The sequence below is a fragment of the Brevibacterium rongguiense genome (genome assembly GCF_009857845.1).
In the GTDB taxonomy this organism is placed as follows: Bacteria; Actinomycetota; Actinomycetes; order Actinomycetales; family Brevibacteriaceae; genus Brevibacterium; species Brevibacterium rongguiense.
Genome location: NZ_WWEQ01000087.1, coordinates 1 through 8,199 on the forward strand (window position 1 = coordinate 1; position 8,199 = coordinate 8,199).

Below are 8,199 nucleotides of genomic sequence, written 5' to 3' on the forward strand. Positions count from 1 at the left end.
CACAGGCGCCCGCCGACACGCAGCGCCTGCCGGCCGCCCGCGGTGCGCGCCCCCACGCCCCGGCCGTGACCGCGCCGCCGGCCACGAGCCCCCACGGAGGCCCCGAGCGCAAGCGCAGCCTGCCGCAGCGCTTCTACCACGCATGGGTGAGCGCCGCGACGAAGATCCCGATCCTCACGGTGCTCATCATCGTCGTGGGCCTGGGGCTGTTCGCCATTCCGGCCAGCAAGCTCCAGCTGGCGCTGCCCAACAACGGCGGCGAGGAGGCGGGCTCGCCGGCGCGCGTGACGTACGACCTCACGGAGGAGTACTTCGGCCCTGGCTACAACGGCCCGCTCGTCATGACCGCGGGCATCATCGGCTCCGATGACCCGCTCGGCGACGTCGACGACATGAAGAAGGAGATCGAGAAGGTCCCCGGCGTGGAGCGGGTCGTCCTCGCAACCCCCAACGAGAACGCGGACACCGCCCTCTTCCAGATCGTCCCCACGACCGGCCCGTCGGACCCGCAGACGGAGGACGTCGTCAACCGCCTGCGCGACCTCGAGCCCCACTTCCAGGACGCCTACGGCTTCAACACGGCCGTCACCGGGTCCACGGCGGTGGGCATCGACGTGTCCTCCCAGCTGGCGAAGTCGCTCCTGCCGTTCGGCATCTTCGTCGTGGGCCTCTCCCTCATCCTCCTGACGATGGTCTTCCGTTCGATCGCGGTGCCCATCAAGGCGACCGTGGGCTTCCTGCTCTCCGTCGTCGCGGCGCTGGGCGTCGTCAGCCTGGTCTTCGTCGAGGGCCACGGCGCCTCCCTGTTCAACCTCGAGCAGGTGGGCCCCATCATCAGCTTCCTGCCGATCATGCTCATGGGCATCCTCTTCGGCCTGGCCATGGACTACGAGGTCTTCCTCGTCTCCGGCATGCGCGAGGCCTACGTGCACGGGGCCAGCGCCAAGGAGGCCATCGTCAAGGGCTTCATGTCCTCGGCCTCCGTCGTCGTCGCCGCCGCGATCATCATGTTCTCCGTGTTCTTCGCGTTCGTGCCCACCGGCGAGCCCATCATCAAGTCGATCGCACTGGGCCTGGCCGTGGGCATCTTCGTCGACGCCTTCATCGTGCGCATGACCCTGGTGCCCGCCGTCATGGCGCTGCTGGGCAACGCCGCGTGGTGGCTGCCCAAGTGGCTCGACCGCCTGCTGCCCCACTTCGACGTGGAGGGCGAGGGGCTCTACCACCAGGTGGCCCTGCGCGACTGGCCGGAGCCCGACTCCCCCTACCGCGTCTACGGCAAGGCGATGTCGCTGGGCACGCGCGGCCACCGGGTCTTCGAGGACGTGGACATCGCGCTGCTGCCGGGTGAGCTGCTCGCACTGACCGGGCCCGGCGCCGAGGCGCTGCTGTTCGCGATCTCCGGGCGGGCCAACCTGGACTCCGGCGACCTCAAGGTGGGCTCCTTCGTCCTGCCCGAGCAGGCGAACAAGGTGCGCAAGCGCACCCCGTACCTCATGCTCAACCCCGCGGACCCGGACATGCGCCCGCGCGCCGACCACCTGCGCGACCTCGCCGCCGCCCCGCCGGAGCTGCTCGTCGTCGACGCCGCGGACCAGCCCCACGACCAGGAGACCGCGGAGCTCGCCAGCCGCCTCATCGCGGCGGCGCTGCAGGCGGGCTCGGCCGTCGTCCTCACCCTCGGCAACCCGGAGGCGGACTGGATGATCCCGGCCCGCACCGACTACACCCTGCTCGACCTCGCGGCCCACCGCCGCGGCGCCGAGCCCACCCTCGCTCCCATGGGAGGTCATCGCTGATGGCACTGTTCGAACGCGCCGATTCCGGCCGCCGCGTCACGTGGCTGTCCATCCTGGGCCTCGTGCTCGTCCCCGTCATCATCGCCGCGGGCTTCGTGTTCGCGACGTGGAAGGCCGACGACCGCCTCAGCCAGGTCAAGGCTGCGGTGGTCAACGACGACGACGGTGCGAAGATCAACGGCAAGCAGGCCCCGCTGGGCCGCCAGCTGGCCGCGGGCCTCGTCGACAGCGAGGATCAGGACGAGAACTACGACTGGGTGCTCTCCGATGACGAGGACGCCACCGCGGGCCTCAAGAGCGGGGAGTACGTGGCCGTCGTGCACATCCCCAAGGACTTCTCCAAGGCCGTGGCCACCACCGCCGGGGACGACCCCATGAAGGCGGCGCAGGCGACGATCGACGTGACGAGCTCCAAGGTCTCCCCGATCTCCGACGCAGCGATCAGCCAGGCGATCGCCACCACCGCGCGCACGACGTTCAACACGGAGTACACGAAGCAGTACCTGGACGGCATCTACGTGGGCTTCAACAAGATGGGCGACCAGTTCGGGGAGATGGCCGACGCCGCCGGCAAGCTCGACGACGGGGCCAAGGGCCTCAAGGAGGGCACGAGCGGCCTGTCCACCGGCGTCGGACAGCTGGACTCCGGCGTGGGCGAGCTCGACAAGAGCGGCGGCCAGATCAGCGGCGGGGCGGCCCAGCTCGCCTCGGGCGCCGACGGCCTGGCCACGGGCCTGACGAAGCTCGACAAGGGCACCAAGCAGCTGCCCAGCCAGACGCGCAAGCTCGCGGACGGCGCTGGCAACCTGTCCGATGGCGTGGACCAGTACACGAAGGGCACGGACCAGATGGTCAAGCAGCTGTCCTCCATGGGGTCCGAGGACTCCGGGCTGGGCAAGCTCGCCGACGGCGCTGACCAGGTGGCCACCGGCACCCGCGGCGTCTCCGACGGCATCGTGAAGTACCGCAAGGGCCTGGAGCAGGGCGCCGAGGAAGCCGGGGACGCACTGACCTCCGGCAAGATCCCCAGCCTCGACCAGGCGGTGAAGTCCGGTCTGCTGACGAAGAAGCAGGCCGCGCAGATCAAGGCGCAGTTCTGCCCCACCGGCACGCAGGACCAGGTGTGCGAGGGCATCCTCAAGGCCTACATCGCCGGGGTGCTCTCCGGCACCGCGGGCTCGCTCGAGGGCGCGGCCAAGGGCCTCCAGGCGGAGGACCCCAAGTCCGGCCAGTCACTCGAGTCCAGCGCGGACAAGGTGGCCGCCGTCGCCGAGCGGTACGCCGGGGGCGTGCACAAGGCCGTCTCGCAGCTGCAGGAGGGCACCAAGCAGATCGCGGACAAGCAGGACGAGCTGCTCGCCGGCTCCAAGCAGCTGCGCTCGGGCGCCGGCCAGCTGGCCGACGGCACGGACAAGCTGGCCGACGGCATGAAGCCCCTGGCCGCCGGCGTCACCCAGGCCTCCGACGGGGCGCAGCAGTACGCGACCGGGGCGCACAAGTACGCGGCCGGCGTCGGCGCGTACACCGGGGGCGTGCACAAGCTCGCCTCGGGCACGGGCCAGCTGGCCCAGGGCGCGGAGAAGCTGGATCAGGGCACCGGGAAATACGAGGAGGGCGTGGGCAAGTTCGCCGACGGCCTCGACAAGGGCAAGGACGACGTGCCCAGCTACACGAAGACCGAGCGCGACCGCATGAGCGAGGCCGTGTCCTCGCCGATCGCGGACAACATCGACGGGCTCAAGGGCATCTCCCAGGCGTCCTCGATTGCGCTGCTGCTCATCATGGCCCTGTGGATCGGCGCCCTCATCACGTACACCGTGGTGCGCGCCGTCTCCGCCACCGCGCTGACCTCGCGGCGCCGGTCCATTGCGATCATGGGCAAGGGGCTCATCCCCGGGATCGTCATCTCGCTCATGCAGGCGGTGATCCTCACCGGCCTCTCGCAGCTCATCCTCACGCTCGACGCGGGGGATCTGGTCAAGGTGTTCGGCCTGTCCGCGTTCGCCGGGATCGTCTTCACCGTCATCAACTACGCGCTCGTCGCCTGGTTCGGCGGGGTGGGGCGGTTCGTCTCCGTCATCCTCGTCGTCGCCGCGGTGACCGCGAAGGTGCTCACCGCCGTGCCGGGTTGGCTCTCCGGGCTCGCCGCGTTCATGCCCCTGACCCCGGCCATGGACGGGATCACGGGGATCGCGACGGGCACCGGCGGGGCGGGCGCCGCGTTCGGCACGCTGCTGCTGTGGCTCCTCGTGGCCGGCGGTGCGGCCGTGGCCGCGGTGGCCCGCAAGCGCACGATGGGCCCGGCCGGGCTGACCAGGCTCGCCGGGGTCTGACCCCGCCGGGGTCCGCGGGTGCGCGTGCACCCCGCACCGCACCGCGCCCGAGGCGCGAGCAGGCACCGTGCCTGCCCGCGCCTCGGGCGCTGTGCTCGGTGGGCGCTGTGCTCGGTGGGCGCGGCGCTCGGTGGGTGCGGCGCTCGGTGGGTGCGGCGCTCGCGAGGTGCCGCCCCCGCCAGGCACGCTGTCCGTGAGATGGGGGGGCCGCGGGGCGCGGTGCCACTGGGTGCCGTGCCGCTGCGGTGCGGGCGCTCAGCTGGGCAGGTCGAGGATCGCCTGGGCGATCCGGTGCGCGTCGATGAGCGTGCGCGCGCGGCGCTGGGGGTTCGCGGCGATCGCCAAGCCCAGCTGATCGGCCGACAACTGGATGGAGAGCACGAAGCGGCGCGGGTGGACGTGGCCGCGCGGATCGACCGTGTTGAAGGCCTCGCCGTCCACGAGGAGGCCGCTGAGCGGCAGCTCGATCCCGTCCGGTCCCTCGAGGGTCGCCGCGCACACCTGACCGCGGTCGAGCATGCCGGCGAGCAGCGCATCGTCGGCGGCGCGGACGTTGTTCGCGGGCGAGGCCGCGTCGACGAGCGCGCGGGCGCGGACTTCGCCGGGCACCGCGGGGGAGGTCGCGACGAACGCCGCGGGCCGGTCCGGGCGGGACTGGGCGATGCGGACCTCGGGACCGATGAAGGTCACGAGGCCCGCCCGCGCCAGCGCCGCGAGCTGCGCGAAGCGGCTGGGGGGCGGCCCATCGCAGAGGCCGGAGGCGAAGCCCTCGAACCAGCCGCGGATCTCCGTGGCGAAGCTGAGCGGATCGATCCGGCCGTCGGCCACGAGCTCCTTGAGGTAGCCGCGCGCGGCCCACAGGGCGGAGAAGACGGCCTTCGAGGGCGCGCGCTCGGGGCCGGCCAGCGCGTCCGCGTACTCCGCGTCGAGGAACTCCAGCATCCAGTCGTGGAAGGACCCCGGGCCCGGTTCGCGGGCGGAGAACTCCCTCCCCTCCAGAGGGTGGAGCAGGGCCGCGAGGTCGAGCGCCTGGGCGGTATCGGCCAGCAGTCGGGCCTCGAGCGCGGCCCAGTCGGGGCCGCCGGCGATGAGCAGGCCGGGGCGGTGCTCACCGGGGCGCACCGTGTCCGCGGAGCGCCGGCTGACGTGCTCGGCAACTGAGGCATCGAGGGCTGCGAAGAGCTCCGCCGGCGCGGCGGCGAACGCCTCGGGGCGGGAGGCAGCCAGGGCCGTGTACCAGGCGCGGCGCAGCTCGGCGAGGATGAGCGGCCACAGCTGGTCGTTGAAGAGGAGACCGCCGGCCGCATCCTCGAGCGCGGATACCGACCCCGGGGTGAAGTAGCGCAGCTGCCAATCGCGCGCGGGCCTGCCCGGGGTGATGGGCTTGCACCGGTAGGGCACGCCGCGGCGGCTGGAGGGCGCGAGGATGGGCTCCGCACCGCTGGGGGCGTAGCGCAGCGTGCCGTCTGGCGACTCGGAGAACCGGCCGCCGCGCCCGGTGGTGAGCAGGGCCTGGAGGTCGAAGTAGTTGAGCCCGAACCCGCGGAAGACCACGGTCTGCCCGGCGGGCAGGCGCTCGACCTCCGTCTCCGCGGGCAGGCCCGGCGGCAGGTACGTGAGGCCGCTGGCCCGGGCGAAACGGGCCAGGTTCGCGCGCTCGCCCTGGAGGCGGGCGGGGAGGTGGCCCAGGCACAGGACCACCGCATCGGCCTCGAGGGTGGTCCCGTCGTCCAGGCGCACGAGCTGCTTGGCCGCCGGCTCCTCGTGCTGGCCCGGCTCCACGATCGCGGTGGCGGTGGCCGGGTGGACGACGATCTCCGTGCCCTCGTCCGCCGCCGTGTGCACGCGCTCGAACGACCAGGCGAGGTACTCCCCGTACAGCGCGCGGGGGGCGAAGGCCGATTCCGGCTGCGCGGTGCCGCCGCGCGCCCGGTACCACTCGGGCATCGAGGGGCCCGTGTCACAGGGCTCCAGGCCGGTCGAGGCATCGGGGAAGACCGTCTGGTCCGCGATCGTCGTGTTCATGAGCAGCTCGGGGGACTGGTCCGTGCGCCAGACGCGGCCGGGCCCCGGGGGATACGGGTCGATGAGGTCGATCCGCAGCTCGCGCGCACGGCCCTGCGCTGCGTGCAGGGCAACGAGCCGCTCGCAGACGCTCAGCCCCCGCGGCCCGGCGCCGACGACCGCGACCCGCAGGGGCGGGTCCGCGGCCTGGGCGGCACCGGCGCCCGCCGGGGGAGCGGCGGCCGCCGTCATTTCGAGGAGTTGCCGGGGTAGCCGGGCCACCCGCTGCCGGGCGTGTAGCCGGTGGGGTAGCACTTGCCGTCGGCGTCCTCGATGCCCGGCGCGGGTGCGCCCGTCGTCGCCGCTGCGGTGGGCGCGGCGGACTTCGTGGGCTTGGCCGAGGCAGTCGTGGTGGCCTGGGCGTCTTCCTTCTGGCTGGACTCGGACGGGTTGATCTGCTCCTGGACCCACGAGTGGAGGACGGTGTAGTCCGGCCGGTAGGTCTTCGTGACCTGGTTATTGATCTGGGCGGACTTGACCTTGGCGCCCTTCATCTGGCCGGCGAGCTCTACGAACGCCTGGAGCTGGTTCTGCGGGATGTCCGTCTGCACGTTCTCCGTGGCGCTGGCGGCGAGCTTGGGGTAGGCCAGCGCCAGCTCCTGCGGGTTCATCTGCCCGAGTGCGGTCTTGATCATGCGCTGCTGGCGGCACATCCGGTCGTAGTTGTCCGACCCGTCGCGCGACCGGACGTACCACAGGGCCTTCGCGCCGGTGAGCGTCTGCTCACCGGGATCGATCCAGCCGAAGATGGAGTTCTTGCCCCCGGTGGCCTGGTTGATGCCGCCGCCCATGGGGATGGGCCGCTCGACGTCGATCTTGACGCCGCCCATGGCGTTGAGGACGTCCTCGAAGCCCTTCATGTTCACCGAGGCCCAGTAGTCGATGTCGAGGCCGGTGGAGCCCTCCACGGCCTGCATCGTGGCGGCCATGCCCTTCTCCAGGCCGTGGGTGTCGCCCACGTCCTGCTTGTTTTCCGTCGTCCAGTCCCACACCGCGTTGATGAGACTGTCCTCCTCGCCCGGGCCGCCGTTGAAGCCGTCGGGGAACTCCTTGGCGAGCTTCGTCCCCTCCTTGAACAGCGGGTGGTTGAGGTTGCGGGGGATGGAGAAGAGGGTCGCGTCGCCGGTGTGCGTGTCGATCGAGGCGACGAGCATCGTGTCCGGCCGGGTGCCCTGGCGGGTGTCCGAGCTGTCGCGGCCCATGAGGAAGACGTTCACGCGCGGCTTGTCCTGCCACAGCTCGGCCGCGTCCTTGACGGGTCCGGAGTCGCCCTTGCCGAAGACCTTGGAGATCGTCTGGCCGGTGACGAAGGCGTACGCAGAGCCCACGCCCAGGGGCACGCCCACGATGACGAGGAGGGAGACGACGAGGACACCGCCCAGCACGCGCTGGACGGCGCTGAACGGGTGGCCGCGGCGCATGACCGCGTAGGAGCGCAGGATGACGAAGAACCAGACGAGGGCGCCCACGATGAGGGCGATCGCCACCATCGTCAGCATCTGCGGGGTGGAGAAGCGGGCCGCGAACTTCACCGGTCCCTTGATGAGGAGGACTGCAACGAGGGCAAGGACGCCCAGCAGGAAGAAGCCCAGGAAGAACCAGCCGAGCTTCTTCGACCGGCCGCTGCGGATCATCGCGAGGCCGGGGATGAGAGTGCCCAGCGACGTCCAGCCGACGACGGCGGGGAAGGCATCCGAGCGGTCCTTCGAGTGGCGGATGCCCCGCTCGCTGTGCACATCCCGGCGGCTCGCACTCGCCGCGGCGCCCCGCGCGGTGCTGCCGACCGCTGCCGCGGAGGCGCTGCCGGTCGCGGTGCCTGCGGCGGAGCCACCGGCCGAGGTGCCCGCCGCCGAGGTGCTCTCCACTGAGGTGCCTGCCGCTGCGGAGCCTGCCGGTGCGCTCGTGTCCGCTGCGGTCGCGTGCCCAGCGGCCGCCGTGCCGGCGGCGCCCGCTCCCGCGGCTCCTGCTGCGGCACCCGAGGCGCGGGCCGCACCGGCGGCACG

General features: G+C 72.1%; 4 protein-coding genes. 2 read left to right on the forward strand and 2 right to left on the reverse strand.

Annotated features, from left to right (window positions below):
- Positions 1–1,799, forward strand: a 1,799-nt coding sequence (locus GSY69_RS13065; protein ID WP_160954274.1) for an MMPL family transporter, incomplete at its 5' end; no start/stop codon positions are given.
- Positions 1,799–4,132 carry a YhgE/Pip domain-containing protein gene (locus GSY69_RS13070; RefSeq protein ID WP_160954275.1) on the forward strand — a complete coding sequence of 778 codons (2,334 nt, stop codon included), beginning with the start codon at positions 1,799–1,801 and terminating at the stop codon, positions 4,130–4,132. The genes GSY69_RS13065 and GSY69_RS13070, both read left to right, overlap by 1 nt.
- Positions 4,133–4,387: 255 nt before the next feature.
- Here GSY69_RS13070 and GSY69_RS13075 read toward each other — a convergent pair whose 3' ends face one another.
- Positions 4,388–6,388 (reverse strand): FAD/NAD(P)-binding protein, encoded by a 2,001-nt coding sequence (locus GSY69_RS13075; RefSeq protein WP_160954276.1) that lies wholly within the window; start codon positions 6,386–6,388, stop codon positions 4,388–4,390.
- On the reverse strand, positions 6,385–8,199 hold a 1,815-nt coding region (locus GSY69_RS13080), incomplete at its 5' end, for an LCP family protein (protein WP_160954277.1). The genes GSY69_RS13080 and GSY69_RS13075, both read right to left, overlap by 4 nt.